Consider the following 25026-nt stretch of genomic DNA (forward strand, 5'->3'; position numbering starts at 1 on the left):
CCCCCCCCCCCCCCCCCCCCCCCCCCCCCCCCCCCCCCCCCCCCCCCCCCCCCCCCCCCCCCCCCCCCCCCCCCCCCCCCCCCCCCCCCCCGCGCGTTTAAGGTGAAGATCACCCGATATGACCGAACGGGCCCCGCAAAAGACGGACCCTGTAAAATATGAAAAGCGTCAAGATTTGACGTCCTAAAAATCTCAGGGTGCGCCGGGAAGTCTGGTCGGCAACTGCATGTGTCATGCCGTCGACCGACCGGAGGTTCCTCCGTGGCAACGCCCACCCCCCGCCACAAACTGCTCGGCCGCCTCTCCCTGCCCGAGCGCCGCTTCGTCGCGAACGCCCTGCGCACGGAGACCGTCGGCGGCGTCCTGCTGCTGGTGGCCGCGATCGCCGCCCTCATGTGGGCGAACATCCCCGCCGTCTCGGCGAGCTTCGACAGCGTCCGGTCCTTCCACATAGGCCCGGCCTCCCTCGGCCTGGACCTCTCCCTCCAGCACTGGGCGGCCGACGGACTGCTCGCGGTCTTCTTCTTCGTCGCCGGCATCGAGCTCAAGCGCGAACTCGTCGCGGGCGACCTGCGCGACCCCAAGGCCGCCGCCCTCCCGGTGATCGCCGCGATATGCGGCATGGCGGCACCCGCGCTCGTCTACCTGCTGGTCAACGCCCTGGGGAACGGCTCGAACGCCGGCTGGGCCGTCCCGACCGCCACCGACATCGCCTTCGCCCTCGCCGTCCTCGCGGTCATCGGCACCTCGCTGCCCTCCGCGCTGCGCGCCTTCCTGCTGACCCTGGCCGTGGTCGACGACCTGTTCGCCATCCTGATCATCGCGGTGTTCTTCACCAGCGACCTGAACTTCGCGGCGCTCGGCGGCGCCGTCGCCGGCCTGGCCCTCTTCTGGTTCCTGCTGCGCGCCGGCGTCCGCGGCTGGTACGTCTACGTCCCGCTCGCCCTGGTCATCTGGGGCCTGATGTACAACAGCGGCGTCCACGCCACCATCGCCGGCGTGGCCATGGGCCTGATGCTCCGCTGCACCCGCAGGGAGGGCGAGCAGCACTCGCCCGGCGAGCACATCGAGCACCTGGTGCGTCCCCTGTCCGCCGGACTGGCGGTTCCGCTCTTCGCCCTGTTCTCCGCCGGGGTCTCCCTTTCGGACGAATCCATCGCACAGGTCTTCACCCGCCCCGAGACCCTCGGCGTGGTGCTCGGCCTCGTCGTCGGAAAGGCCGTCGGCATCTTCGGCGGCACCTGGCTGGCCGCCCGCTTCACCCGGGCGGAGCTGAACGAGGACCTGGCCTGGCCCGACGTACTCGCCGTGGCCTCGCTCGCCGGCATCGGCTTCACCGTCTCCCTGCTGATCGGCGAACTCGCCTTCGCCGGGGACGAGGTCCTCACCGACGAGGTCAAGGCCGCCGTACTGATCGGCTCCCTCATCGCGGCGATCGTCGCGAGCGTCATGCTCAAGCTGCGCAACCGCACGTACCGGGCCCTGACGGAGGCCGAGGAGCGCGACGAGGACCGCGACGGGATCCCCGACATCTACGAGCAGGACAACCCGGACTACCACCTGCGGATGGCGAGGATCCACGAGGAGAAGGCCGCCGAACACCGCCGCAGGGCCGAGGCCGTGGCCCTCGCGCGGGCCCGGAGCACGGAGCCGGCCGCCGGCGAAGCGGCGGGCGGGTCCAGCGCCCGCGCCGACCGTCCGGCATGATCTGAGGGACGACGGAGGACAGCCGCCGGCAGACGACGACAGAGGGAGACAGAGATGAGCGCAGTGGACCAAGGGGCTCCGGGAGCCGAGCGCACACTCGGCCAGCTGGTCGCCGCGGCCACCGCCGAGATGTCCGCCCTGGTGCACGACGAGATCGCCCTCGCCAAGGTCGAGATCAAGCAGGACGTCAAGCGCGCGGGCATCGGCAGCGGCGCCGCGATCGCCGCCGGCGTGCTCGTGCTCTTCTCCCTCCCCGTACTGAGTTTCGCCGCGGCCTACGGCATCCACAATCTCGGTCTCGGGCTGGCCTGGTCCTTCCTCATCGTCGGCGGCGCGTTCTGGCTGCTCGCGGGCCTGATCGGGCTCCTGGCGGTGGCGAAGTTCAAGAAGATCAAGCCGCCCGTGAAGACCATGGACTCCGTCAAGCAGACCGCCGCGCTGGTGGGAACCGTCAAGCCGCACCCGCGGCCGGTGAGTGACCAGGCTGTGGGTGTGGCACGCTCGTCCTCATGACAGCGCCCTCGGCAGACTCCGGCAATCCGCCCACCGCCGCCACGGCGGTACGGCTCGACCTGCCCGGCGGGCGGGCGGTGACGCACCGGGACGTCGCCGCCAACGGCGCCCGCTTCCACGTCGCGGAGGCCGGTGACGGGCCGCTGGTGCTGCTGCTGCACGGGTTCCCGCAGTTCTGGTGGACCTGGCGGCACCAGCTGACCGCCCTCGCGGACGCCGGATACCGGGCGGTGGCCATGGACCTGCGCGGGGTGGGCGGCAGCGACCGCACCCCGCGCGGCTACGACCCGGCGAACCTGGCGCTCGACATCACCGGGGTCATCCGGTCCCTCGGCGAGCCGGACGCCGCCCTCGTCGGACACGACCTGGGCGGCTACCTCGCCTGGACGGCGGCCGTGATGCGGCCCAAGCTGGTGCGCCGGCTGGTCGTCTCCTCCATGCCGCATCCGCGCCGCTGGCGCTCGGCGATGATGGCCGACTTCGGCCAGACCCGGGCGAGTTCCCACATCTGGGGATTCCAGCGGCCGTTCATCCCCGAGCGGCAGCTCGTCGCCGACGGCGGGGCCCTCGTCGGGGAGCTGATCCGGGACTGGTCCGGGCCGCTGCTCCCGGAGGACGCCGATCTGGACGTGTACCGGCGGGCGATGTGCATCCCGTCCACCGCGCACTGCTCGATCGAGCCCTACCGCTGGATGATGCGGTCGATGGCCCGCCCGGACGGACTCCAGTTCTACCGGCGGATGAAGCGGCCCGTACGGGTGCCCACGCTGCACCTGCACGGCTCGCTGGACCCGGTGATGCGCACGCGCAGCGCGGCCGGCTCCGGGGAGTACGTCGAAGCCCCCTACCGCTGGCGGCTCTTCGACGGTCTGGGGCACTTCCCGCACGAGGAGGACCCGGACGGTTTCACCACCGAGCTGCTGAACTGGCTCAAGGACCCCGAGCCCGACCGCTGACGGACCGTCGCCGGAGTGCGGGGCAGCGCCGCCTGACTGACCGTCCGCGAAATGCCCGACGGGCCGTCGGTCCGCCCGTACGACAGTCCTACGGGCATTCAATTGCCCGGCGCATAGGCCAATTGGCCGCGCCGGACGGGGTTACGGACCTTGGACCCCGGGCACAGCTCGTTGTATGGGCTGGACGCACGACCACGGTGACACCGCACGCGAACGCCGCTCGGCCAGGGTGCCGGGCACGCACGACAGGACCGGCCGGGACGGCCACGACCCCCGGCTCGGGATTCCGCGCATCCTCCGCCGCCGCGCCCGCTGGGTCTCGGCGCGGCTGCGCCATCCACGCATGTAGGAGCAGCCGGTGACGCGCCCGGGAGCGGCGCCCCGCTGACCGGTACGCGCTCGCGTACCGGTCAGAGGGCGCAGCCCTGGGTGTCCACCCGGCGCTCGGCGGTCTTCCCGATGCGGATGTCCTCGCGGATCTCGTCCGCCGTCAGGGCGTAGCCGGTGTTCGGGTCGTCGAGCGACTTCGCGAAGACGACCCCGTACACCCTGCCTTCGGGCGTCAGCAGCGGGCCGCCGGAGTTGCCCTGGCGGACGGTCGCGTACAGCGAGTACACGTCGCGGCGGACGGTGCCCCGGTGGTAGATGTCCGGGCCGTTGGCGTTGATCCGGCCGCGGACACGGGCCGCGCGGACGTCATAGGCGCCGTTCTCCGGGAAGCCGGCGACGATCGCGTCGCTGCTGCCCGTCGCGTCCTTGTCGGTGAACTCCAGCGCCGGGGCCTTCAGCTTGGGCACGTCCAGGACGGCGATGTCGCGCTCCCAGTCGTAGAGCACGACCTTGCCGTCGTAGAGCTTGCCCTCGCCGCCGATCTGCACGGTCGGCTCGACGACCCCGCCGACGACGTGGGCGTTGGTCATCACCTTGCCCGGCGCGAAGACGAAGCCGGTGCCCTCCAGGACCTTGCTGCAGCTGGGCGCGGTGCCGACGACCTTCACGATCGAGAGCTTGGCCTGCTGGGCGACCCCGCTGCGGGCGAGGGCCGGGTCGGGGGCCTTCACCTCGGTGATCGGCTCGTTCGAGAACGGGCTGAATACCTGCGGGAAGCCGTTGCGGGCGAGCGTGGAGCTGAAGTCCGAGAACCAGGTGTTCGCCTGGGCGGGCAGCACGCGCGACACGCCGAGGAGCACCTTGGAGTTGCGGACCTCCTTGCCCAGGGTGGGCAGCGAGGTCCCGGCGAGCGCCGAGCCGATCAGCCAGGCCACGAGCAGCATGGCGACGACGTTGACCAGGGCGCCGCCGGTCGCGTCGAGGGCGCGGGCCGGCGACCAGGTGATGTGGCGTCTGAGCCGGTTGCCCAGGTGGGTGGTCAGCGCCTGGCCGATGGAGGCGCAGATGATGATGACCACGACGGCGATCACCACCACGGTGGTGGACACCTGGGTGCCGTTGTCGGTCACCCGGTCCCAGATCAGGGGCAACAGGGCCACGGCGATGAGGCCACCGCCCAGGAAGCCGATCACCGACAGGATGCCGACGACGAACCCCTGGCGGTAGCCGACGATCGCGAACCACACGGCGGCGACCAGCAACAGGATGTCCAGCACGTTCACGTGGGTCACCGTCTCATGCGTGCCAGTCGAGCGGGACGTGACGTGAGCGGTCCCACGGTCGCTCCCAGCCCGAGAAGTGCAGGATCCGGTCGATGACGCCGGCGGTGAAACCCCAGACCAGGGCCGATTCCACGGTGAATCCGGGGCCTTCGTGCCCCCGCGGGTGGACCACGGTGACCCGGTGGGCCGGGTCCGTGAGATCCGCCACGGGGACCGTGAAGACCCGGGCCGTCTCCGCCGGGTCCACCGCGCCGACCGGCGAGGGCTCGCGCCACCAGCCGAGCACCGGGGTCACCACGAACTCGCTGACCGGGATGTAGAGGCGCGGCAGCACCCCGAAGAGCTGGACGCCGGCCGGGTCCAGCCCGGTCTCCTCCTCCGCCTCGCGCAGGGCGGCGCGCAGCGGGCCGGTGGTGTGCGGGTCACCGTCCTCCGGGTCGAGGGCGCCGCCGGGGAAGGAGGGCTGCCCTGCGTGCGAGCGCAGGCTGCCGGCGCGCTCCTGGAGCAGCAGCTCCGGGCCGCGCGGGCCCTCGCCGAAGAGGATCAGCACGGCGGACTGGCGGCCCCTGCCGTCCTCCGGGGGCAGGAAGCGGCTGAGCTGGCGCGGCTGGACGCTCCGGGCGGCCGCCACGACGGGGTCGAGCCAGGCGGGCAGGCCGGCCGTCGTGAGGGCCAGGCCGTCTCCCCCGCGGGCGGCTGCCGTGGTCTCGTCCTGCGTACCGCGCGTCATGGGCACCCCTGTCCGCATTCCTCTGTCAACACCGTCTCCCACACCGCTGAACGCGGTCCGGTTCCCGATTCGTTCCGCGGGGGCGCGGGGGTCTGGCGCCGCACGCCCCCGCACCCGCCCCGCCGCCGCCCGCTACAGACCGCGCTCAGGGCTCCGTACGGGCTCCCAGCGGCAGCGCCGGGAGGCCCGGGTAGTCCGGGGGCGGGGTCAGGCGCTGGCCCGGCTGGCCGCCCTTCTCGTACTTCAGCAGCTTCTTCGCCTTCTCCGGGTCCGTCTCGCCCTCCCCGTAGGCCGGGCAGAGCGGGGCGATGGGGCAGGCGCCGCAGGCGGGCTTGCGGGCGTGGCAGATCCGGCGGCCGTGGAAGACGACGCGGTGGGACAGCATCGTCCACTCGCTCTTGGGGAAGATCGCGCAGATCTCCGCCTCGACCTTCTCCGGGTCCTCCTGCTCGGTCCACTTGAAGCGGCGCACCAGCCGGCCGAAGTGGGTGTCGACGGTGATCCCGGGGACCCCGAAGGCATTGCCGAGCACCACGTTGGCCGTCTTGCGGCCGACTCCGGGCAGGGTGACGAGGTCCTCGATCCGGCCCGGCACCTCGCCGCCGAAGTTGTCGCGCAGCGCCTGCGAGAGGCCGAGCAGGGACTTCGCCTTCGCCCGGAAGAACCCGGTCGGCCGGATGATCTCCTCCAGCTCCTCGGGCACGGCCGCGGCCATGTCCTCGGGGGTCGGGTAGGCGGCGAAGAGGGCCGGGGTGGTCTGGTTCACGCGCAGGTCGGTCGTCTGCGCGGAGAGGACGGTCGCGACCAGGAGCTCGAAGGGATTGCGGAAATCCAGCTCCGGATGGGCGTACGGGTACACCTCCGCGAGCTCGCGGTTGATGCGGCGGGCCCGGCGGACCATCGCGAGGCGGGATTCCGGCCTCGCCGCCACCGGTTTCTTGGCCGAACCTTTGCCCAAGGGGACAGGTCGCACCTTTTCGGACGCCTCCACGGGGGCTTGTTCGCCCACGGCTGAATTCTGGGTCGCCGTCACTCCCGCGGACCCCTTGGCCTGTGCTCTCACCGGCTTATTGGACACCCGGCCAGCCTAAGGCCGGCCGCTGACACCCGCCCGGACCTCAGGTAACACCACCCCGATCGGCCTCTCGCCGCACAGCACGCCCATCCGTCCGGCATCCTTGTGATTGATCGCACTGTTTGAGCCGTCCGGCAAAATGGGGAGCGGTCCCCACTGGCTGGTCGACATAGGAGAGAGACTCGTGGACGACGTTCTGCGGCGCGCCCCGCTCTTCGCGGCGCTCGATGACGAGCAGGCCGCGGAGCTCCGCGCCTCCATGGCCGAGGTGACCCTCGCACGCGGCGACGCCCTGTTCCACGAGGGCGACCCCGGCGACCGGCTGTACGTCGTGACCGAGGGCAAGGTGAAGCTCCACCGCACCTCGCCCGACGGCCGCGAGAACATGCTGGCCGTCCTCGGTCCCGGCGAGCTGATCGGCGAGCTGTCGCTGTTCGACCCGGGCCCCCGCACCGCCACCGCCACCGCGCTGACCGAGGTCAAGCTCCTCGGCCTCGGCCACGGTGACCTCCAGCCGTGGCTGAACGCCCGGCCCGAGGTCGCGACCGCGCTGCTGCGCGCCGTCGCCCGGCGCCTGCGCAAGACCAACGACCAGATGTCCGACCTGGTCTTCTCCGACGTTCCCGGCCGTGTCGCCCGGGCGCTCCTCGACCTGTCGCGCCGCTTCGGCGTGCAGTCGGAGGAGGGCATCCACGTCGTCCACGACCTCACCCAGGAGGAGCTGGCACAGCTCGTCGGCGCCTCCCGCGAGACCGTGAACAAGGCCCTGGCCGACTTCGCGGGCCGCGGCTGGCTGCGCCTGGAGGCGCGTGCCGTGATCCTGCTGGACGTGGAGCGGCTCGCCAAGCGCTCGCGCTGACCAGCTGAGGCAGTCTTCGCGGAGGGGCCCCGTCCGGGTGCGGACGGGGCCCCTCCGCGCGTTGCGGCGGCCGTACGGCACGGCCGGCGGTACGGCACGGCCCGGCACCGGCCGTTAATACCGGCCGGTCAGCGCCCGGGACGTGCACAGTAGGGCCATGGGGCACAGAGGGCTGGACGCGTACGGGTACTTCGAGCGGGAGGGGTCCCTCGGGCGGGTCCGGCCCGAGTTCGCGGGCCTGGTCGCGGCCGCGCGGGCCCGGGTCGCGGAGGCGTACGGGCGCCGGCTGCACAGCGCCTACCTCTACGGCTCCGTGCCGCGCGGGACGGCCCGGCCGGGGCGCAGCGACCTCGACCTGCTGATCGCCCTGTACCGGGAGCCGGGCGACGAGGACCGGGACACGGCGGAGGTGCTGGGTCGGGGGCTCGACCAGGACTTCCCGCAGATCGACGGGGTCGGCATCCTGCTGTACGGCAAGGACCGGCTGCTGAGCGAGCAGGAACGTTACGACCTGGGCTGGTTCCTCGCCTGCCTGTGCACCCCGCTGCTCGGCGACGACCTGGCCGAGCACCTGCCCCGGTACCGGCCCGACAGCCTGCTCGCCCGGGAGGCCAACGGGGACCTGGCAGCCCTGCTCCCGCGGTGGCGGGCCCGGTTCGAGGCCGCCTCGGAGCCCGCCGAGTTCCGCAGGATGAACCGGTTCTTCTCCCGGCACCTGGTGCGGACCGCGTTCACCCTGGTCATGCCCCGGTGGGGCGGCTGGACCAGCGACCTCGCCGAGTCCGCGGAGGTCTTCGGCGAGTACTACCCCGAGCGGGCGGACCAGCTGCGGCGCGCGGCCGCCGTGGCACTGGACCCGGTCGACGACCCCGCCGTGGCGCGGGCCTACCTCGACGACCTCGGGCCGTGGCTCGCGGACGAGTACACGGCCCGGCACGGGACGAAGACGCCGCGGGACTAGGCCTTGGGGGCGGCGGGCTCCTCCAGGGCCTCCACGGCCCGCTTGGCCTCCGCCAGGCCCGCGCCCGTGATCTTCCGGTAGACCTTGATCGCCGAGATGGTGCGGCCGTCACGCACCAGCGCGCGCACCTCGTCCATCCCGGCCGGCTCGGGCTCCTCGATGCCGAAGTGGTCCAGGACCAGGCCCAGCCTGCGCTCCAGCCGGTCGGCCTTGTCCTCCAGGGCCCGCACCTTGAGGTTCAGGGTCGAGGTGATCCATCCCGCCGTCGCGAGCAGCGCGAGCGTCAGGAACAGCGTGTTCATTCGGGTCCCCCCGGGATCAGTCCGTGATCACGAAGGTACTCCAGCTGTGCCTGTACCGACCACGTGGCGGCCGGCCACAGGGAGCGGTCCACGTCCGCGTAGACCCGGGCGACGACGGCCTCTGCCGTGGTCAGCCCGTTCTCCACGGCCGTCTCGATCTGGGCGAGCCGGTGGGCGCGGTGGGCGAGGTAGAACTCGACCGCCCCCTGCGCGTCGTCCAGTACCGGACCGTGGCCCGGGAGGACCGTGTGGACGCCGTCGTCGACGGTCAGGGAGCGCAGCCGGCGCAGGGAGTCCAGGTAGTCGCCGAGCCGGCCGTCGGGGTGCGCGACGACGGTGGTGCCGCGGCCGAGGATCGTGTCGCCGGTCAGCACGGCCCGGTCGGCCGGCAGGTGGAAGCAGAGCGAGTCGGCGGTGTGCCCGGGGGTGGCCACCACGCGCAGCTCCAGGCCGCCGGTGCGGATGACGTTCCCGGCGGCCAGGCCCTCGTCACCGAGGCGCTGCGCGGGGTCGAGGGCGCGGACCTTCGTACCGGTGAGCTCGGCGAAGCGGCCGGCGCCCTCGGCGTGGTCGGGGTGCCCGTGGGTGAGGAGCGTCAGCGCGACCCGCTTGCCGGCCTGCTCGGCGGCGCCGATGACCGCCCGCAGGTGCCCCTCGTCCAGGGGGCCCGGGTCGATGACGACGGCCAGCTCGGAGTCGGGCTCGGAGACCAGCCAGGTGTTGGTGCCGTCCAGGGTCATCGCCGAGGCGTTCGGGGCCAGGACGTTGACCGCGCGGGCCGTGGCCGGCCCGGAGGAGACGGTCCCCCGGGGCTGGCCGGGGAGGGCGGCGGCATCGGTCATGCGGGGTCTCCCGGGCGCACTCGCTTGGTGAACTCGTCGTGGCCCGGCCAGCTGAGCACGAGTACGCCGTCCTCCAGCGCGGCCCGGGCCAGAACGGGGGTCAGGTCCTGCCCGCCGGCCGCGGCGAGCGCGTCGGCGGCGCTCCCGTACGGCTCCAGGGAGCGCAGGGTGGAGATGGTCGGCGGCATCATCAGCAGCTCGCCCTTGTCGTACCCGTCGGCGGCGTCGGCGGGGCGGATCCAGACGGTCCGGTCGGCCTCGGTGGAGGCGTTGCGGGTGCGCTGCCCCTCCGGGAGGGCGGCGACGAAGAACCACGTGTCGTACCGGCGCGGCTCGAACTCCGGGGTGATCCAGCGGGCCCACGCCCCGAGCAGGTCGGAGCGCAGCAGCAGGCGGCGGCGGTCGAGGAACTCGGCGAAGGACAGCTCGCGCGCCACGAGGGCCTCGCGGTCGGCCTCCCAGTCGTCGCCGGTGGTGTCGCCGACGACCGTGTCGGGGGTCTGGCCCGCGAGCAGCACACCGGCCTCCTCGAAGGTCTCGCGCACGGCCCCGCAGACGATCGCCTGGGCGGTGGCGGAGTCCGTGCCGAGGCGCTGCGCCCAGAGGTCCAGGCCGGGTCCGGCCCAGCCGATGCGGTGGTCCTCGTCACGGGGGTCGACGCCGCCGCCGGGGTAGGCGTACGCGCCGCCGGCGAAGGCCATGGAGGAGCGGCGGCGCAGCATGTGCACGGCGGGGCCGGCGGGGGTGTCGCGCAGCAGCATCACGGTGGCGGCGCGTCTGGGCTCCACCGGGGTGAGGCTCCCGTCCGCGAGCGCGCGGATGCGGTCGGGCCACTCCGGGGGGTACCACTGCCCTCCGGCGGGCGGCTGGCTGGGCGAGGGCTGACCGTGCTGATTCGGCATGGCGGGATGCTACGGGCATCCGGCCCGATGTTCGAGGCCCCTGCCCTGGCCGGGCGGATCTTGGGGGCACTGCCGCTGCCCTGGCCGGGCGGTTACGGGAGGCAGCTGCCCCCGGCTGCGTCTGGGCCGGGCGGCGGCCCGCCGCTGCGCGGGACCGTCCCCTACCCGCCCTTCGCCCGTTCCCCGGGCCGCGCCCGGACCCGCGCCTCAGGCGCCGGCGGTGCTGAAAGGCCCTGGGGCTCCGCCCCAGACCCCGCGCCTCAAACGCCGAGGGGCTGGATTTGGCTGAGCCCGCCTCGAACATGCCGCGCGGCGGCTGAGGCGAGAACGGGTGAGGGGCGGGGAGGGGCCAGGCCCGCGCAGCGGCCCACCGGCCGCAGACGGGCACCGGCCCCAGCCACCGGAACCGGCCCCGCCCCAGGCCCGCCGGACGGGGTCCGGCGCAGCGGCGCGAAGCCGGTGAGGCCGCCTGCGGCCGAGCCGCGCGAGGGGGGTGTCAGGAAGGGAGCAGCTCGACCTGGATCTCGATCTCGACCGGCGCGTCCAGCGGCAGCACCGCCACACCGACCGCCGACCGCGCGTGCACGCCCTTGTCGCCGAGCACCTCACCCAGCAGCTCGCTCGCACCGTTCAGCACGCCCGGCTGCGCCGTGAAGTCGGGGGCCGAGGCGACGAAGCCGACGACCTTCACCACACGGGCGATCCGGTCCAGGTCACCGACCACGGACTTGACGGCGGCCAGCGCGTTCAGCGCGCACGTCGCCGCGAGCTCCTTCGCCTGCTCCGCGGAGACCTCGGCGCCGACCTTGCCGGTGACGGGGAGCTTGCCCTGCACCATCGGCAGCTGGCCCGCGGTGTACACGTACGCGCCCGACCGGACCGCCGGCTGGTACGTGGCCAGCGGCGGGACGACCTCGGGCAGAGTCAGGCCGAGCTCGGAGATCCGGGCCTCGACGACGCCGCTCATGCCTTCTCCCGCTTGAGGTAGGCCACGAGCTGCTCGGGGTTGTTCGGGCCGGGCACGACCTGGACGAGCTCCCAGCCGTCCTCGCCCCAGGTGTCCAGGATCTGCTTGGTGGCGTGAACCAGCAGGGGGACCGTCGCGTATTCGAACTTCTTGGTCATGGGGGCGAGCGTAACGCCTGAGAAGGAGTGGTTAGGCTCGGACGCTGTGAGCAGGCTCCAGGTGGTCAGCGGCAAGGGCGGCACCGGCAAGACCACGGTCGCCGCCGCACTCGCGCTGGCCCTCGCGCGCGAGGGCAGGCGGACTCTTCTCGTGGAGGTCGAGGGCAGGCAGGGCATCGCACAGCTATTCGGCACGGAATCGCTCCCCTACGAGGAGCGGAAGATCGCCGTGGCGCCCGGCACGGGCGGGGGTGAGGTGTACGCGCTCGCCATCGACGCCGAACGGGCGCTGCTGGACTACCTCCAGATGTTCTACAAGCTCGGCTCGGCCGGCCGCGCCCTGAAGAAGCTCGGCGCGATCGACTTCGCGACGACGATCGCGCCCGGTCTGCGGGACGTCCTGCTGACCGGCAAGGCGTGCGAAGCGGTGCGGCGCAAGGACAAGGCCGGGCGGTTCGTCTACGACCACGTGATCATGGACGCGCCGCCGACCGGGCGGATCACCCGCTTCCTGAACGTCAACGACGAGGTGGCGGGGCTGGCCCGGTTCGGGCCGATCCACAACCAGGCGCAGGCCGTCATGAAGGTGCTCAAGTCCCCGGACACGGCCGTGCACCTGGTGACCCTGCTGGAGGAGATGCCCGTCCAGGAGACCGCGGACGGGATCGACGAGCTGGTGGAGGCGGGGCTTCCCGTCGGCCGGGTGATCGTCAACATGGTGCGCCCGCACCACCTCGACGAGGACACCCTGCGCGCGGCCGCGGAGGGCCGCCGCACGGAGATCGCCAAGGCCCTGTCCCGGGCCGGGCTGGGCGGGGCGCGGCGGGGCGGGCTGGCCGAGCGGCTGGTGGAGCCGCTCCTGACGCAGGCAGCCGAGCACGCGAGCCGGGTGGAGCTGGAGCGGGAGCAGCGCGCGGTGTTGGCGGGGCTCGACGTGCCGACGTACGAACTCCCCCTGCTCGGCTCGGGGATGGAGCTGGCCGGGCTGTACGAGCTGGCGGCGGAGCTGCGCAAGCAGGTGGGCGCCGAATGAGCGGGGGCGGGGAGAGCATGGGGCTGGACACGCCGCAGCGGCTGGCGGTCGACGCGCTTCTGGACGATCCGGGGACCCGGATCATCGTGTGCTGCGGCGCGGGCGGGGTCGGCAAGACCACGACCGCGGCCGCGCTGGGCGTACGGGCGGCCGAGCGCGGGCGGAAGGTGGTGGTGCTGACCATCGACCCGGCGCGCAGGCTGGCCCAGTCGATGGGGATCGACTCGCTGGACAACACCCCGCGCCGGGTGCCCGGCATAGAGGGGAGCACCGGCGGCAGCGGGGCGGGCGACGGCGAACTGCACGCCATGATGCTGGACATGAAGCGGACGTTCGACGAGATCGTCGAGTCGCACGCGGACGCCGAGCGGGCGCGGGCGATCCTGGCGAACCCCTTCTACCAGTCCCTGTCGGCCGGGTTCGCGGGCACGCAGGAGTACATGGCGATGGAGAAGCTGGGGCAGCTGCGGGCCAGGGACGACTGGGACCTGATCGTGGTGGACACCCCGCCGAGCCGGTCCGCGCTGGACTTCCTCGACGCGCCGAAGCGGCTGGGGTCGTTCCTGGACGGGAAGTTCATCCGGGTGCTGATGGCTCCGGCGAAGGTCGGCGGCCGGGCCGGGATGAAGTTCCTCAACGTCGGCATGTCGATGATGACCGGCACGCTGAGCAAGCTGATGGGTGCCTCGCTGCTGAAGGACGTACAGACGTTCGTGGCGGCGATGGACACGATGTTCGGAGGGTTCCGGACGCGCGCGGACGCGACGTTCCGGCTGCTCCAGGCTCCCGGTACGGCCTTCCTGGTGGTCGCGGCTCCCGAGCCGGACGCACTGCGCGAGGCGGCGTACTTCGTGGAGCGGCTGGCCGCGGAGAAGATGCCGCTGGCCGGTCTGGTGCTGAACCGGGTGCACGGGAGTGACGCGGGACAGCTGTCGGCGGAGCGGGCGCTGGCCGCCGCAGAGAATCTTGAAGAAGGCGGCATTGTCGATCAGAAGTCCGGGAAAGCTGGACTTCGTGACGCCGCCGACGACGGCTCCCCCGGTGTGGGCGGCGAGGACGGGACGACCGCTGACGCGGACGGCACGACCGACGCGACCGACGCGACCGACGCGACCGACGCGACCGACCTGAACGACGCGAACGACGCGAACGACGCGAACGACGCGAACGACGCGAACGACGCGAACGACCTGGACCAGATCACCGCAGGACTGCTGCGCCTGCATGCCGAGCGGATGCAGGTGATCGCGCGTGAGCAGCGCACACGCGATCGCTTCACCTCTCTTCACCCGGAGGTGGCGGTGGCCGAAGTGGCCGCCCTGCCCGGCGATGTGCACGACCTCGCCGGGCTGCGGGCCATCGGAGAGCGACTCGCGGCCGGGGTTCCGGCCGGAGGAGCATAGGCGTACGTACGAGTGGTGCCGGCGCGGCGCCCGGGTGGTTACCCGGCTGCCGCGTAGGTCTCGTACGTCACGTCGATCTCCGCGTCGACATCCACGGTGAGGATGCCCGTACTGCGCTCGTACTCCGTGCGGGCGGTTTCGAGCAGCCGTCGCCACGAGGTGACGGTGGGACGCCTGCGCAGCAGTGCGCGTCGTTCCCGCTCGGTCATGCCGCCCCACACTCCGAACTCGACGCGATTGTCGAGTGCGTCGGCCAGGCACTCGGTCCGCACCGGACACCCGGTGCACACCGCCTTGGCCCTGTTCTGTGCCGCTCCTTGAACGAACAGTTCATCCGGATCGGTAGTGCGGCAGGCTGCCTGCGCACTCCAGTCGGTAACCCAGCCCATCCCGGTGCCGTCCTCTCCCGAATCGAGGCTCCCCCACGGCGGTAGCGGCATATTCACCGCTGCCAGTTGAGGACGTTACGGAAGGCGGGCACAGTGCAACACCCCCGACGGGCCCAATCTTGAATGGTCCGAACGGACTATGGGTAAGCGGCAGATCACCCGACGGAGTGATCCGGCGACATGCCCGGCCATTCCGGCGATTCGGGTGAAATCGGGGAGGCGCCGGTGAGCGGCCGTCAGAGCGAAGGGCGGGATTCGGACATGAGTCCACCCCATTCGGGGAGGGTGAAAATCAAGCCGAGGGGTTGATGTCGCACCGCACTGCTGTGACAGTTGGGGACAGCTTAGGCCAAGGCATTCGCGCATGTCCGGTGAATGAGAACGTAGGCTGCCCTCTATGGGAAAGAAGCGCTCGGGCGCAGGGCTGACGGGGCCGCAGCAGGCCGCCAAGTTCCTCGGGGTGTCGGTTCTCTCCGGAGTCGTACTTGCCGGCATCGCGATCCCGGGCGCCGGCGCTCTGGGCCTCGCCGCCAAGGGCACGGTCGAGGGTTTCGATGAGATCCCGGCCAATCTGAAGACGCCTCCGCTGAGCCAGCGCACCACGATCCTGGATGCCGAGGGTGGCTTGATCGCCACCGTCTATTCACGGGACCGGCAGGTCGTGCCGCTCACGGCCATGTCGCCGTACATGCAGAAGGCGATCGTCGCCATCGAGGACTCGCGTTTCTACGAACACGGCGCGGTCGACCTCAAGGGCATCCTCCGCGCGGTGAACCGCAACGCGCAGGAGGGCGGGGCGGCGCAGGGCGCCTCCACGCTCACGCAGCAGTACGTGAAGAACGTCTTCGTCGAAGAGGCCGGCGACGACGAGACGAAGGTGCGCGAGGCCCAGGAGAAGAGCCTCGGCCGCAAGATCCGCGAGCTGAAGTACTCGATCCAGGTCGAGGAGGAGCTCGGGAAGAAGAAGATCCTCGAGAACTACCTCAACATCACCTACTTCGGGCAGGGGGCGTACGGCATCGAGTCCGCCTCCCAGCGCTACTTCAGCAAGCCCGCCAAGGACCTGACGCTGGAGGAGTCGGCGCTGCTCGCCGGCCTCGTGCAGTCGCCGAGCCGGTACGACCCGGTGAACGACAGCCAGGAGGCGATGAAGCGCCGCAACGTCGTCCTCCAGCGCATGGCCGACGTCAAGGACATCTCGCAGGCCGAGGCGGACGAGGCGAAGGCGAAGCCGGTCACGCTGAAGGTGACCCGGCCCAAGAACGGCTGCATCACCGCGGTCAAGGGCGCGGGCTTCTTCTGCGACTTCGTGCGCGCCACCTTCCTCTCCGACCCGGTCTTCGGCAAGACCCGCGAGGAGCGGGCCAAGGTCTGGAACCAGGGCGGCCTGACCGTCCGTACGACGCTGGACCCGCAGTCGCAGGAGGCCGCCAACGCCTCGATCAAGGACCACGTCAACGAGGACGACTCGATCGCCACGGCCGTGACCATGGTCCAGCCGGGCACCGGGAAGGTCCTGGCGATGGGCCAGTCGAAGCCGTACGGCTTCGGGAAGAACGAGACGCAGATCAACTACTCCGTGGACAAGCGGATGGGCGGCTCCAACTTCGGCTTCCAGGTGGGCTCCACGTTCAAGCCGTTCATCGCGGCCGCCGCCATAGAGCAGGGCATGGAGCCGACGAAGGTCTACTCGGCCCCGAACAAGATGGAGTACCCGAGCCCGGTGTCGCGCTGCTCGGGCCCGGCCTGGCAGAACCTGCCGGCCGGCAACGGCAAGCTGCAGACCGCCGAGAACGAGACGCGGGACGAGGCCGGCCCGTACGCGCTGAAGACGGCGATGGAGAAGTCCATCAACACCTACTTCGTGCAGATGATCTCGGACATCGGCATCTGCCCGGTGACGGAGATGACGCAGAAGCTCGGCGTGGTCCCGGCCAGCGGCGTCAAGCTGCCCGAGGAGCCGTCCATCGCGCTCGGCTCCGCCGAGATGTCCCCGCTGACGATGGCCAACGCGTACGCCGCCTTCGCCAACCGGGGCGTCTACTGCACCCCGGTCGCCCTGGAGTCGATCACCGACGCGCACGGCAAGGCGCTCGCGGTGCCGAAGACCAAGTGCGACCGGGCGATGTCCCAGGAGACGGCCGACACCATCAACCACCTGCTGCGCGGGGTCGTCGACTCCGGTACGGGTGAGCGGGCCGGTCTGACCGACCGCGACAACGCGGGCAAGACCGGTACCACCGACAACCGCTACAACGCCTGGTTCGTGGGCTACACCCCGAACATGTCCGGCGCGGTGTGGGTCGGCTCCGGCGGTTCGAAGAAGATCTCGATGGAGGACATCACCATCGGCGGGCAGTACTACCCGAAGGTCTTCGGCGGCGGTCTGCCCGGCCCGATCTGGAAGGACGCCGTCTCGGGCGCGCTCGCCGGCCGCGAGGCCCCGAACTTCGCGGGGGTCAGCGTCCCGGAGCCCTCGGTCGGGGGCGGCGGCACCGGGAACGGCAGCACCGGTGGCGGCAACGGCGGCCGGGGCAGCACGACCCCGCCGCCCGTCACCCCGCGCAAGCCCGGAAAGCCCGGCAAGCCCGGCGGTGACAGCAAGCCCGGCGGCGGAGCTGCCGCCGGAGGTGCCGCGGCAGGCGGCGGGGCAGCCGCCGGAGGTGCCGCGGCAGGCGGCGGAGCTGCCGCCGGAGGTGCCGCGGCGGGCGGCGGAGGCGGCCAGGTCCCCGAGGTCCCGGTGGTCCCGGGCCCGACGGGCGATGGCGGAGGCGCGACCCCGTAGCAGGAGAAGGACGAAGGGGAGGGCCCCGGCCGGATCACCGGCCGGGGCCCTCCCCTTTCCGCTTGCCTGCCCTTACGACAGCTGCTTCTTGACGGCCGCGGCGACCCGGCCGCCCTCCGCCAGACCCGCCACCTTCGGGTTCACGATCTTCATGACGGCGCCCATGGCACGCGGCCCCTCGGCACCCGCCGCCTTGGCCTCCTCGACGGCCTGCGCCACGATCGCGGTCAGCTCGTCGTCGCTGAGCTGCTTGGGCAGGTAGGCGTCCAGGAACTCGCCCTCCGCGGTCTCCCGCGCGGCCTGCTCGTCGCGGCCGCCCTGGGCGAAGGCCTCCGCGGCCTCGCGGCGCTTCTTCGCCTCCTTGGCGATCACCTTGAGGACTTCCTCGTCGGAGAGCACGCGTGCCTCCTTGCCCGCGACCTCCTCCTTGGTGATGGCGGAGAGGGTCAGGCGCAGGGTGGACGAAGCGAGTTCGTCGCGCGCCCTGATGGCGGTGGTGAGGTCTTCCTGGAGCTTGGCCTTGAGCGTGGTCATGCCCCTGAGTCTGCCAGGTGCGGGGCCTGCGGCGTCCATCGGTTTTCCCGGTCTGCGACGATGGGGGCATGCACGCGCGTTACGGAGTCCCCCTGAAGGTGACCGCCTCGATCGCGGCGGTGGGGGCCGCCGGTGTGGCCTATGCCGCAGGTTTCGAAGCCCGCTCCTTCCGACTGCGCCGGATCACGGTTCCGGTGCTGCCCGCCGGGATGCGCCCGCTGCGCGTACTGCAGGTCTCGGACATCCACATGGTCGGCGGCCAGCGCAAGAAGCGCGCCTGGCTGCAGTCCCTGGCCGGACTCCGCCCCGACTTCGTCGTGAACACCGGCGACAACCTCTCCGACACGGACGGCGTGCCCGAGCTGCTCGACGCGCTGGGTCCGCTGATGGACTTCCCCGGGGTGTACGTCTTCGGGTCCAACGACTACTACGGGCCGCGGCTGCGCAACCCCGGGCGCTACCTGATCGAGAAGGTGCAGGGCCGGCACGGGCTGAACGGCAACAAGCCGGTCGTCGGCGCCGTCCACAACCCGTGGGAGGACATGCGGGACGCCTTCGACGCGGCGGGCTGGCTGAACCTCACGAACACCCGGGCCCGGCTGAAGGTGAACGGGCTGGAGCTGGCCTTCACCGGGCTGGACGACCCGCACATCAAGCGGGACCGCTACGAGCACGTCGCGGGCGGCCCGGAGGCGGACGCGGACTTCTCGATGGCCGTGGTGCACGCCCCGTACCTGCGGGTACTGGAATCCTTCACGGCCGACCGCTACCCGCTGATCCTCGCCGGGCACACCCACGGCGGACAGCTGTGCATCCCCTTCTACGGGGCGCTGGTCACCAACTGCGACCTCGACACGAAGCGGGTGAAGGGCCTGTCCACCTACGAGACGCACGGGCAGCGCTCCTACCTGCACGTCTCGGCCGGCTGCGGCACCAACCGCTTCACCCCGGTCCGCTTCGCCTGCCCCCCGGAGGCGACGCTCCTGACCCTGGCCCCGAAGGCCTGACCGCCCGTGCCGGTCCCTCGTGAAAACCGGATTTCGTCTCAGGCCGAGGGTCCGCTAAAGTAATCGATGTCGCCAGGACAGCAACACTTCAGGGCGACGATCGGGGTGTAGCGCAGCTTGGCAGCGCGCTTCGTTCGGGACGAAGAGGTCGTGGGTTCAAATCCCGCCACCCCGACAGAGTAAGACCAGGTCAGGCACCTAGTAACGTTACTAGGTGCCTGACCTGTTTCCGTTGAGTGACTAACTGAGTGACTACGGGTTCGAACCGGTCTTGAAGATCTCGTCCATGGCCGTCGCTCCGGTCTGGATCACGGGCCGGATCTGCTTCCGGTAGACCGCCTCCGTGACGGCCGTCCCCGAGTGGCCCACGAGCCGGGAGATCTCTTCCAGCGGGACCCCACTGTCGGAGAGCAGCGACACGAAGCTGTGCCGTAGCTCGCGCGGGGTCCACTCCTTCGCGTCGATCTCCTCGGCGCCGGCGATGGCCTGCCGGAAGGCCCGACGGACGTTGGTCGAGTCCAGCTCTGTCCCCGTCGCGGAGGAGAAGACGAGCCCCTTCTCCATCCACTGATCACCAGCGGCGAGCCGATCCCACCCCTGATCTTCAAACTGCTGCCACAGCGCATCCACGCACCGGGCAGGCAGGGCGATCGTCCGGCGCGACTTCTTGGTCTTGGTGTCCCCGGTGGAGCGGACCGACCGCCACACCGCGATGTGCGGGGGCACGGGCGGTACCGCGTCCGGGTCTCCCTTCAAGAAGACGTGATCCCAGGTGAGCGCCCTCATCTCCTCCGTCCGGGCCCCGGTGAGCAGGGCCACCACGATGTAGGCGTGCGCGGACGTCCCCTCTGCGGCCTTGAGCACCGCCTCGGCCTGGGCGAGGCTGAGCGCCTTCGACGGTCGGCCGGGCTGGCCGGTCGGGATCGAGCACAGCTCCACGATGTTCCGCTTCACCTTGTCCCGGACCATGGCCCGTTTCACGGACCTGTTCAGGCACGAGTGCATGGCCTGAAGCGTGCGGGTGCTGTGCGTCTTGGCCTTCGCGGCCAACCACCGGTCGACGTCCTCACCGCTCAGCTCCCGGAGCTTCCGCGCGCCGAGCGCGGGGATGACGTGGGTCTGGCTGAGCGAAGTGCAGGTGGCCACGGTGTTGGCGTCTCGGCCGGCCAGCCCGTACATGAGCCAGTCGTTCACCGCGTCGGCCACCGTGTAGTTGGTGGGCGCGATGGCGAGCCCGTCCTCGTGGTCCCTGAGTACCTCCTTCAGCTTGTTCTTGGCCTCAGTCTTGGTCCGGCCGCTCCCACGTCGCACGATGCGCTTGCCGCTCGCATCGAAGCCGAGCTGCGCAGTGGCGATCCAGCGCTGTCGGCGCTCGTCCCAGTGAAGGCCGCCATCCCCGCGGCTACGCCTCTTCGTCACAGCCGGGCCCCAGCTTCTCGCTCCAGCAGGGCGACGTACTCGGCTATGGCGGACGCCGGCACGAGCCGGGCCCGGCCTTCCGTGACGGTCCGGAGCCGTCCCGAGCGGATCAACTCGTAGAGGACCGTCCGGCTCAGCCCCAACAGCCGCGTCGCGTCGGCGACTCGGTAGAGAACCGGCTGCTGCACCATCACGGTCATCGCTCCCCCTCCTGGTCTTCAGTCAGATCCGCGAGCGCTTCGCGGGCGGTGTCTCGGTTGGTCTTGATGTCGCGGGCGATGGTCTGGGCGAGCCAGGACTCGCCGGGGGTGTGTCCGTGTCCGGCGTAGGTCCAGTGGGCGAGGACGAGCGTGGAGTCCTCCGGGGCGTCGTCGGGGTCGGGAAGTCCGCGTTCCCGGCGTTCCTGGGCGGCGCGGTAGTCGGCGCGGGTCTGACGGAGGGCGCCGAGGGTGGTGGAGTAGGCGCGGGACTTGGTGGAGAAGTGGCCGCGGAAGCCGAGCATGTGGGACCAGTGGGCGAGGAGCCGGTCCGGGTAGGCGGAGTCCAGCGTCCAGCAGGCTTCGATGAGGCGGCGGGTGTGGGTGGGCAGGTGGAGCTTGTCCAGTTCGGCGAGTTCGCCGATGCGTCGGTCGGCGGTGCCGGTGGTCTCGGCAGCCTTGGTGGCGTACTTCGCCACGTAGGAGGCCACCGCGGCTTCGGTCAGGTCCTCGTGTCCGAGCCCGCCGATCGGCTGGACGTCCACCTGCGTGCCCCAGCCGAGGGTGCGGGCGGGTAAGCCGCCGGAGGCGGGGATGCTCACGGCGACTCGGCCGGCGGCGGCCCGGATCGCGTCGTCCAGCAGGGCGACGGAGGCCCATACGGGTGGAGGAGTCTGCGGTCCGTCCGGTCCGTCGAGGCGTATGACGGTGTGGAAGTGGACCGCTCCGCGCTTCTGGAACTCGGCGACCTTGCCGAAGGAGACCCGGCAGGACTCCTTCAAGGCCGTCTGGGTGATCCCGGCGCGGGCGGCGATCTCGCGACACAGGTAGATCGTGAAGCGCTGCCAGAGCTGACCGGCGTAGTTGTTCCAGAGCACCGCGCCCGCGTAGTCGTACCGCTCCGGGTTCAGGGCCGTGCCCAGGAGAGCGTCTGTCTCGGGGTGGGTGGTGCCGCAGCGGCAGCGGCCGGAGGCGGGGCGGTTGTGGACGGGGCCGAAGGACGGGGCGGTGAGGGTGGCGAAGACCCGGGGGTGGGAGCGGACCGTGAGGGGGACGTCTTTGCCCTCGTCGCCGGTGATCCCGGCGCGGATCAGGTGGTAGGTGTCCCCGGCGTAGGTCCAGGCGCAGGAGGGGCAGCGGGAGGCCCGCCGGTTGCCGCAGGCGACCCGTAACCGGCCGCCGGGTTCGTCGGCGGTCGAGTACGAGTAGAGGACGTCGCCGGTGCGGCGGTCACGGGTCACGGTCGAGCCGGACAGGTGAATCGGGTCCGAGCAGCCACCGTTCCGGCGGACCTGTTCCTGCCAGCGGTCGAAGTCCGGGGCGGAGGCGACCCGCAGGAGATCAGCGAGGGTGAGCGGGTCGGTGCCCAGAGAGGCCGCAGCACCGGCCACGGCCTCGGGGGCGACGGGGAAGCGGGTCACGCAGCCACCGTCACGGGAGCCGGGGACACCAGTACGCGCGCGGTGAGGCGGGCGACGTGAGCCGCGTGCCGCCGCTTGGCACCCTCGCTGACTTCGATCAACGCGACCGAGCGGACGGTGTGCTCGTTGAGGCCGGAACCCCCGCAGTACTCGCAGAAGACCAGCGCCGGATCAGCGTCCTCACCCGCCCAGCCAGAACCCTCACAGGCGGAGCAGTCGGCCCACGGACGCGAGGTCAGGAAGTACAGGCACTCAGCGGGATCGGCACACCGGCCCTCCAGGCACGCGGGACAGGCCCCTAACGCCGACCGGCGGTAGACCACATCAGAAGCGGGCATGATGGAAGCTCCCTCTCTAGGGACGGGGGCGGCGGTTCTTCTTGGCGGTTGAGCGCCGTCCCCGGACAAGGCGTAGTTGGTGCCATGCCTCGCTCATCGATGCAGCGAGCGGCACATGCCTAAGGTTCCCTAGGGCACCCTAGGGTGTCAAGCGGTATGCTAGGGAAGTAGCCACAGGGATTGGGGAGTTGGAGCCATGGCGGACCAGGCCGACAATCGAGCGCCCTACGCGCAGATTGCCGCCCACTACGCGGAACTGATCACATCCGGCGATCTTCAGCCGGGCACGCTTCTGCCGAGCATCAAGAACCTCTCGCACGAGTGGAGCGTCAGCACCGCGACGGCGGAGAAGGCCCTGCGCAAGCTCCGCAACGAGGGGCTCGTCAGGGGGATTCACGGAATCGGGACCGAGGTTCTGGACCGCCCCGCCCCCATGTCCTCAGGTTCTCAGCGCCAGGACCGAGGCCACCGCACCGGCTCCAGCTGGGGAACCGGTGAACGGTCCGACTCCCATCAGGCTTCGGTCGTGCCGGCGCCCGCTGACGTGGCGCAAGCCCTGGACGTGAAGCCCGGCTCGAACGTCATCCGGCGGAGTCGGGTCTACCGCGACCGGCACGGCATCGTGGCGCACTCGACATCGTGGATCCCTGCCCGTTTCGAGGAGCTGGTTCCGCAGCTCGCGAAGAGCGCACGGCTGACCGGAGGAACGTCGCTGCAACTCATCGCTCAGGCCACCGGCCGACCGATCACGCACCGGTTCGACACCGCCTCCGCGCGGTTGCTGACTCCCGAGGACGCAGAGCTCCTGGGGCTGGACCCCGCCACGGCGCCGCACGAGCCGGTGGTCGTGATGACTGCGAAGTTCGTCGACAGCGAAGGCACCGTTGTCGAGTACGGTGTCGACCTCGGCAGCCCCGGACGCACGTGGCAAACCGAATCGGAAGTCGCTCAGTGACGGCCACTCAGCCTGTCTGCGTCCTCATGGCAGGGCTCCCTGGTTCCGGCAAGACAACCCTTGCCCGCGCTCTAACCGCCCGCGGGTTCATCAGGCTCTGCCCCGACGAGGAGATGTTCCGCCGGCACGGCGTGTACGGAGTCGATTTCCCCCGAGGCACGTTCCCGACGCTTGAGCGCCCGATCCTCGAAGAGATCTCGGCCGAGCTCCGTGAGCAACTCAAAGCAGGACACGACGTCGTGGTGGACCATGGCTTCTGGACGCCGCAAGACCGCTCTCGCTGGCGGGCAATCGCAACCGAGGCTGGCGCCATCTCGGTGATGGTCTACCTCCAGGCCAGCCACGAAGAGCTCTGGTCCCGCGTCAGCAAGCGCAACGCCCAGCACGAAGATGATCCGAACTCGATCTACTTCGCGGAGTCCGACCTGCTCCGATACCGCACCCGGTTCGTGCCCCCAGAGCCTGACGAGCCTCACCTTGTCTACGACGGCGACCCCAAGTCGGTGCTGAAGGCAGTGCAATAGGCCTGCTGAGCGTCCAGCGCTTCCTGGAGATTCACGGTTGGGGGGGCACCTCACGGTGGTCGACCGGGACACTGCCGGAGCTCCCTCCGATACAGCCCCCGTTCCCGATCATCAGGGCAGCGGAGCAGGCGCGGGTGGGGGTACAGGACTGCACCCTCACCGGTGACTCGCTCACCGACATCCAGGCCGCTCACGCAGCCGGCGCAACGGTCATCGCCTACGCCAACAAGCCCCACAAGGCCGCGCTCTTCGCCGAAGCGGGAGCCGACGCCATCACGGACGCCATGCGCGCTATCGCCGACGCATTCACCACGGCCAAGCCGTAGGAGTCACGCGGACCTGTTACAGGTTTCTCTACCTCATCAAGCACCCGGCTGCGCTCCGCTCCGCCGGGCGGGCTTCCCGGCTCCGCTCCGCGCGACGCTCCTGCCTTCGGCCCGCTCCGCGCGCGCTGCGCCGACGCCCGCCCCTACAGACGGGATAGGCCCGAAGGCATGAGCCGAGCCCCAAGCGGGGCCGCTGATTTCCTCCCTCACCGAACATGCCTCCGGCGGGGGCGCTCAGGCTCCGGGATGGCCAGGGCGCCGCTCGCGAGTGCCGGCCGAATGGGGCTGAGGCGGGGGAACTCCCATCCCGTCTGCCGTCGACCCAGGACAAGCCGAGCAGACACGGCACCGGGCGTCCAGGTCGTTCGTACAGTGGCGCGCTCCACCTGGACGCCCGGCACCGCGCCCGCTCCACATACGTGTGGGTCGACGGCAGACGGGATGGGAGTTGGGGACGGGGATGCTGGTAGGACGTGCGTGTCGCACGCCGCGCCGCCCAAACTGCCCACTCACCTGAGCTCGATCAGTTGCCGCCACCGAGCCGTGTGAGGTTAGCGCGCCAGTATGCTTGTTCATGCTCCATCTGCTTCTCCTTCGAACTCTCAACAAAACAAGAGGGTTTCAAGGCCCCGGCGCAACCTGGTGCCGGTCTGGAGAAGAGGGAGGGAGCGGTGATGACTCAGAACATGAGTAAGCCCCGCAAGAAGTGGACTAGCGCCGAGAAAGCGCAGATCTCCATCGGATTGGTGGGCTTACTCGTAGCGATCATCGCCTGCGCGGGCCAGTTCATGCAGTAGCTGCCCGTGGACGCTGGTCCCGCCGTTGCGGGCTCACTGAGTGAGCCCGGCCGGTAACAGGTCGGCCGGGCCCAGCCACTGCATCGCTAGGGCTCGACCTGGTTCCCGCCGGGTCGGGCCCTTTTGCATCACCCGACACGCCGGGTGAGCAGGCGATTCAACGATCGTTTCCAGAGTCTCAACGATCGTTGATTCACCCACTGTAGCAACGTTGCATCACTTGGATGAGGTAGCAATGTTCGCGAGGCCGATCGGATCGAATCCCTGACTGCATGTCATGCATCGTCTAGCCCAACGCCTGTTCCAGGTGGTG

General features: G+C 70.9%; 27 protein-coding genes and 1 tRNA gene. 14 read left to right on the plus strand and 14 right to left on the minus strand.

From position 1 onward, the window contains the following. Positions 1–261: 261 nt before the first annotated feature. The 4 genes from nhaA (at position 262) to ACZ7IF_RS14205 (ending at position 3525) form a co-directional block, all read left to right on the plus strand. Positions 262–1707, plus strand: coding sequence for a Na+/H+ antiporter NhaA (nhaA, locus tag ACZ7IF_RS14190; protein ID WP_470969345.1), 1446 nt, complete (start codon positions 262–264; stop codon positions 1705–1707). A 54-nt stretch (positions 1708–1761) separates the two neighbouring features. Then, positions 1762–2220 carry a phage holin family protein gene (locus ACZ7IF_RS14195; protein WP_007264954.1) on the plus strand — a complete coding sequence of 153 codons (459 nt, stop codon included), beginning with the start codon at positions 1762–1764 and terminating at the stop codon, positions 2218–2220. Beyond that, positions 2217–3176 (plus strand): alpha/beta fold hydrolase, encoded by a 960-nt coding sequence (locus ACZ7IF_RS14200; protein WP_470969352.1) that lies wholly within the window; start codon positions 2217–2219, stop codon positions 3174–3176. The genes ACZ7IF_RS14195 and ACZ7IF_RS14200 overlap by 4 nt, the downstream gene beginning before the upstream one ends. A 175-nt stretch (positions 3177–3351) precedes the next feature. After that, entirely contained in the window at positions 3352–3525 is a 174-nt protein-coding gene (locus ACZ7IF_RS14205; protein WP_007264956.1) for a hypothetical protein, read from the plus strand. Between the two features lie 61 nt (positions 3526–3586). Here ACZ7IF_RS14205 and ACZ7IF_RS14210 read toward each other — a convergent pair whose 3' ends face one another. The 3 genes from ACZ7IF_RS14210 to nth form a co-directional block, all read right to left on the minus strand. Continuing rightward, complete coding sequence (locus ACZ7IF_RS14210) at positions 3587–4789, minus strand: MarP family serine protease (RefSeq protein ID WP_470970379.1); 1203 nt, start codon at positions 4787–4789, stop codon at positions 3587–3589. A 13-nt stretch (positions 4790–4802) separates the two neighbouring features. Continuing rightward, the gene (locus ACZ7IF_RS14215; protein WP_470969364.1) at positions 4803–5519 is read right to left on the minus strand and encodes an NUDIX hydrolase; all 717 of its coding nucleotides are present in this window, start codon (positions 5517–5519) and stop codon (positions 4803–4805) included. A 145-nt stretch (positions 5520–5664) separates the two neighbouring features. Then, positions 5665–6420: an endonuclease III gene (nth, locus tag ACZ7IF_RS14220; protein ID WP_470970385.1), complete on the minus strand. Its 756-nt coding sequence runs from the start codon at positions 6418–6420 to the stop codon at positions 5665–5667. Positions 6421–6778: 358 nt separating this feature from the next. Between nth and ACZ7IF_RS14225 the strand changes: the two genes are divergently transcribed. Continuing rightward, positions 6779–7453, plus strand: a complete 675-nt coding sequence (locus ACZ7IF_RS14225; RefSeq protein WP_007264960.1) for a Crp/Fnr family transcriptional regulator — start codon at positions 6779–6781, stop codon at positions 7451–7453. Between the two features lie 157 nt (positions 7454–7610). Next, positions 7611–8414 (plus strand): nucleotidyltransferase domain-containing protein, encoded by an 804-nt coding sequence (locus tag ACZ7IF_RS14230; RefSeq protein WP_470969371.1) that lies wholly within the window; start codon positions 7611–7613, stop codon positions 8412–8414. Here ACZ7IF_RS14230 and ACZ7IF_RS14235 read toward each other — a convergent pair. The 5 genes from ACZ7IF_RS14235 to ACZ7IF_RS14255 all read right to left on the minus strand — a co-directional run bounded on the left by ACZ7IF_RS14235 (position 8411) and on the right by ACZ7IF_RS14255 (position 11585). Continuing rightward, positions 8411–8716, minus strand: coding sequence for a hypothetical protein (locus ACZ7IF_RS14235; RefSeq protein ID WP_470969377.1), 306 nt, complete (start codon positions 8714–8716; stop codon positions 8411–8413). The two genes, ACZ7IF_RS14230 and ACZ7IF_RS14235, sit on opposite strands and share 4 nt — an antisense overlap. Beyond that, positions 8713–9558, minus strand: a complete 846-nt coding sequence (locus ACZ7IF_RS14240; protein WP_470969384.1) for an MBL fold metallo-hydrolase — start codon at positions 9556–9558, stop codon at positions 8713–8715. The genes ACZ7IF_RS14235 and ACZ7IF_RS14240 overlap by 4 nt, the downstream gene beginning before the upstream one ends. Further along, positions 9555–10460 (minus strand): NUDIX hydrolase, encoded by a 906-nt coding sequence (locus tag ACZ7IF_RS14245; RefSeq protein ID WP_470969387.1) that lies wholly within the window; start codon positions 10458–10460, stop codon positions 9555–9557. Before ACZ7IF_RS14245 ends, ACZ7IF_RS14240 begins: the two co-directional genes overlap by 4 nt. Positions 10461–10956: 496 nt before the next feature. Then, positions 10957–11427, minus strand: a complete 471-nt coding sequence (locus tag ACZ7IF_RS14250) for a RidA family protein (protein ID WP_470969391.1) — start codon at positions 11425–11427, stop codon at positions 10957–10959. Beyond that, a complete protein-coding gene (locus ACZ7IF_RS14255) occupies positions 11424–11585 on the minus strand; it encodes a DUF4177 domain-containing protein (RefSeq protein WP_007264966.1) in 162 nt (53 codons plus the stop codon). Before ACZ7IF_RS14255 ends, ACZ7IF_RS14250 begins: the two co-directional genes overlap by 4 nt. A gap of 46 nt (positions 11586–11631) precedes the next feature. Between ACZ7IF_RS14255 and bagA the strand changes: the two genes are divergently transcribed. Further along, entirely contained in the window at positions 11632–12618 is a 987-nt protein-coding gene (gene bagA / locus ACZ7IF_RS14260; protein ID WP_470969396.1) for an ATPase BagA, read from the plus strand. A gap of 17 nt (positions 12619–12635) precedes the next feature. Then, positions 12636–14021: an ATPase BagB gene (gene bagB, locus ACZ7IF_RS14265; RefSeq protein WP_470970389.1), complete on the plus strand. Its 1386-nt coding sequence runs from the start codon at positions 12636–12638 to the stop codon at positions 14019–14021. 38 nt (positions 14022–14059) lie between these two features. Here bagB and ACZ7IF_RS14270 read toward each other — a convergent pair whose 3' ends face one another. Beyond that, a complete protein-coding gene (locus tag ACZ7IF_RS14270) occupies positions 14060–14410 on the minus strand; it encodes a WhiB family transcriptional regulator (protein WP_361602800.1) in 351 nt (116 codons plus the stop codon). Positions 14411–14807: 397 nt separating this feature from the next. Here ACZ7IF_RS14270 and ACZ7IF_RS14275 point away from each other — a divergent pair, with 397 nt between their 5' ends. Then, the gene (locus ACZ7IF_RS14275; RefSeq protein ID WP_470969402.1) at positions 14808–17195 is read left to right on the plus strand and encodes a transglycosylase domain-containing protein; all 2388 of its coding nucleotides are present in this window, start codon (positions 14808–14810) and stop codon (positions 17193–17195) included. A 72-nt stretch (positions 17196–17267) separates the two neighbouring features. Here ACZ7IF_RS14275 and ACZ7IF_RS14280 read toward each other — a convergent pair whose 3' ends face one another. After that, positions 17268–17729, minus strand: coding sequence for a GatB/YqeY domain-containing protein (locus ACZ7IF_RS14280; protein WP_470969407.1), 462 nt, complete (start codon positions 17727–17729; stop codon positions 17268–17270). 68 nt (positions 17730–17797) lie between these two features. Between ACZ7IF_RS14280 and ACZ7IF_RS14285 the strand changes: the two genes are divergently transcribed. Then, the gene (locus ACZ7IF_RS14285; protein WP_470969410.1) at positions 17798–18736 is read left to right on the plus strand and encodes a metallophosphoesterase; all 939 of its coding nucleotides are present in this window, start codon (positions 17798–17800) and stop codon (positions 18734–18736) included. 101 nt (positions 18737–18837) lie between these two features. Then, positions 18838–18911 (plus strand) — tRNA-Pro (locus ACZ7IF_RS14290). 77 nt (positions 18912–18988) lie between these two features. On the opposite strand, the gene ACZ7IF_RS14295 is transcribed toward ACZ7IF_RS14290, so the two are convergent. The 4 genes from ACZ7IF_RS14295 to ACZ7IF_RS14310 are packed head-to-tail and all read right to left on the minus strand — an operon-like array spanning position 18989 to position 22111. After that, positions 18989–20155, minus strand: a complete 1167-nt coding sequence (locus ACZ7IF_RS14295) for a site-specific integrase (protein ID WP_470969414.1) — start codon at positions 20153–20155, stop codon at positions 18989–18991. Then, complete coding sequence (locus ACZ7IF_RS14300; protein WP_470969418.1) at positions 20152–20355, minus strand: helix-turn-helix domain-containing protein; 204 nt, start codon at positions 20353–20355, stop codon at positions 20152–20154. The genes ACZ7IF_RS14295 and ACZ7IF_RS14300 overlap by 4 nt, the downstream gene beginning before the upstream one ends. Further along, positions 20352–21743, minus strand: coding sequence for a replication initiator protein RepSA (gene repSA / locus ACZ7IF_RS14305; RefSeq protein WP_470970395.1), 1392 nt, complete (start codon positions 21741–21743; stop codon positions 20352–20354). The genes ACZ7IF_RS14300 and repSA overlap by 4 nt, the downstream gene beginning before the upstream one ends. 26 nt (positions 21744–21769) lie before the next feature. After that, positions 21770–22111, minus strand: a complete 342-nt coding sequence (locus tag ACZ7IF_RS14310) for a hypothetical protein (protein ID WP_470969421.1) — start codon at positions 22109–22111, stop codon at positions 21770–21772. A 196-nt stretch (positions 22112–22307) separates the two neighbouring features. Here ACZ7IF_RS14310 and ACZ7IF_RS14315 point away from each other — a divergent pair, with 196 nt between their 5' ends. The 3 genes from ACZ7IF_RS14315 to ACZ7IF_RS14325 all read left to right on the plus strand — a co-directional run bounded on the left by ACZ7IF_RS14315 (position 22308) and on the right by ACZ7IF_RS14325 (position 23916). Next, complete coding sequence (locus ACZ7IF_RS14315) at positions 22308–23066, plus strand: GntR family transcriptional regulator (protein WP_470969424.1); 759 nt, start codon at positions 22308–22310, stop codon at positions 23064–23066. Between the two features lie 26 nt (positions 23067–23092). Next, positions 23093–23590: a P-loop nucleotide/nucleoside kinase family protein gene (locus ACZ7IF_RS14320; protein ID WP_470969429.1), complete on the plus strand. Its 498-nt coding sequence runs from the start codon at positions 23093–23095 to the stop codon at positions 23588–23590. Between the two features lie 110 nt (positions 23591–23700). Next, complete coding sequence (locus ACZ7IF_RS14325) at positions 23701–23916, plus strand: HAD family hydrolase (protein ID WP_470970402.1); 216 nt, start codon at positions 23701–23703, stop codon at positions 23914–23916. The last annotated feature ends 1110 nt before the right edge of the window (positions 23917–25026 follow it).

The organism is Streptomyces sp. NPDC037421 (genome assembly GCF_055602105.1).